Source organism: Aeromonas sp. HMWF014, from assembly GCF_963878295.1.
Classification (GTDB): Bacteria; Pseudomonadota; Gammaproteobacteria; order Enterobacterales; family Aeromonadaceae; genus Aeromonas; species Aeromonas popoffii.
In genome coordinates this window covers 1-1,844 of the sequence record NZ_CAWNYS010000393.1, presented here as the reverse complement: position 1 = coordinate 1,844, position 1,844 = coordinate 1, and the positions used below count along the sequence as shown (strand labels likewise).

Genomic DNA, 1,844 nt, shown 5'->3' with positions numbered 1-1,844 from the left:
ATTAACAATTTCAGAGACCACTGTAATAAAAGCCTAGACCGCCCGCCGATACCTGATTGGCGCAATGAATTTGGTGTATCTGAGCCATGGGTGTTCAATGCTAGGCAATTTCGTAGAACATTAGCCAGATTCATCGCCAGGCAACCATTCGGAATAATTGCTGGCATGCTGCAATACAAGCATGTTGAAGTCGCTATATTCCAGGGATATGCAGGTGAGGAACCGGAGTGGAATAAACTTTTGGAACAGGAAAAAGTTCTTGCGAGTGTCGATATCCTAGGTGAATTGGCAATGGATCTCTCACAAGGGATGGTGGCGGGTGAATTTGGCACCCATCTGAAATCGCAGTTCAATGCAGAATTTAGTGGACGGGCCGAGGATTATCCACCCTCGCAGATAGCAAAATGGTTGGCAAACACAAACAAGGCATTATTTGTAGGCAAATTCAATTTTTGTTTTTTCGACCCGACCAAGGCTATTTGCACATCAAAAAAACCATCTATAGAGAAACCCATAATAAATTTCTGCCAACCAGGTAATTGTAGTAATGCATGCATTTCCAAACGCCATAAATCCTTATGGGAAGCTCAATTAACCCAAGCCCATGAGTTTTACAGACACCCTAAGACCTCTGTCTTTCAGAAGAACCAACTCCAGGTTGAAATTCTTATTTTAGAGAATGTCGTTCGAGATTTAAAAGAGGCGAAATAATGGCAGACAAAAATCATCAGGCCATCATTGACGCACTGGATTTATTAGCCAGTGGAGCATCCACCAAAACCAATGGCAAAATAACGAGTGTTAATTTAGCTCGAGAAGCTGGGGTTAGCAGAGCAACCATTTATCGATATCTTGATGAATTCCCAGACCTAAATGATGCATTTGAGGCATTGAAAAAAAATGGACTCCAACGTACTGACAATGCTCCTATAACGTTACTTGAGGCATATCAGCAACGAGAATCAGAGGTGAAAAAACTTCGTGCGGAGCTTAAAGAACGCAAGCAAGAAATAACAAAAATTAATAATCTTAGAGCTAACCAAATCCAGCTATTATGGATGGATAATGAACGATTGCAGACAGAAAATAATCGGCTACATAAAATGATAAGTGATAATTTTCCCAAGCTAATAACTTGAATATCTATTTATACTAACCTAGCCTCACTTAACACCCACGCCAAAGCGGTGTCTGGGATGATTAGACCACGACATACATAGCAAGAACTGATCATAATTGAGGGACAAGCTATACTAATAGCCTTCCTTCCCTCTTCACATCAAAAGCTCTAGGCCCTTTAGGTTTAACCTCCACAATAAAACTTACTATATCTCCTACAAATAAAAGCCTATCTTCTTCACTAATTTCACTATAAAAGAAAAACACATCCCTCCCTTTTTCTCTTCTAATAAAGCCAAACCCCTTCAAAGGGTCAAATGCTCTTACAACACCTGATTCACGCATTCATCAACTCCAAATATCATTGTATGTAGGTAGATTTTTATATTTACGTTTCAAGTCCCGCCTTAAATTATTTGCTAAATTCCGATCTGTTCTCCCCAATATCCCTAACAAATAAATGGCCTTATTTACCCTGGCAATCTCACCATGGGTATAACTGCATTGCGTATCTGGCTTACGCATTAGTTTTTTAATATCATGAATGATTTTACGTTTAACATCATCACCAAAAGTTGGTAGCATCTCAGTCAATTTACTTCTTAAACTTCTTGCTTCTGAATGTTTTAATCGCGTAAGTTTCGCTACCATTCCAGAAACTTTGTTCCATAAATCATGATATTCTTTAGAGCTTGATGACTCTTTATATTTCAGTGAGCAAACAT

The 1,844-nt window shown here is 39.0% G+C and carries 3 protein-coding genes and 1 pseudogene; 2 read left to right on the top strand and 2 right to left on the bottom strand.

Annotation, left to right across the window (positions count from 1 at the left end; translation table 11 throughout):
- Positions 1 to 711, top strand: a 711-nt coding sequence (locus AAC083_RS15990; protein WP_219927898.1) for a hypothetical protein, incomplete at its 5' end; no start/stop codon positions are given.
- A complete protein-coding gene (locus AAC083_RS15985; RefSeq protein WP_108537117.1) occupies positions 711 to 1,139 on the top strand; it encodes an HTH domain-containing protein in 429 nt (142 codons plus the stop codon). The genes AAC083_RS15990 and AAC083_RS15985, both read left to right, overlap by 1 nt.
- Positions 1,140 to 1,248: 109 nt before the next feature.
- Here AAC083_RS15985 and AAC083_RS15980 read toward each other — a convergent pair whose 3' ends face one another.
- Together AAC083_RS15980 and AAC083_RS15975 are read right to left on the bottom strand one after the other, a co-directional pair.
- Complete coding sequence (locus tag AAC083_RS15980) at positions 1,249 to 1,464, bottom strand: retron Se72 family effector protein (RefSeq protein ID WP_080559472.1); 216 nt, start codon at positions 1,462 to 1,464, stop codon at positions 1,249 to 1,251.
- 3 nt (positions 1,465 to 1,467) lie between these two features.
- Positions 1,468 to 1,844 (bottom strand): annotated as a pseudogene (locus AAC083_RS15975) (reverse transcriptase family protein); the annotation flags it as partial.

Bases quoted from the DNA above. Each gene is read 5' to 3' on its own strand.
- AAC083_RS15985 (WP_108537117.1), top strand. From the start codon at position 711: ATGGCAGACAAAAATCATCAGGCCATCATTGACGCACTGGATTTATTA.
- AAC083_RS15980 (WP_080559472.1), bottom strand. From the start codon at position 1,464: ATGCGTGAATCAGGTGTTGTAAGAGCATTTGACCCTTTGAAGGGGTTT.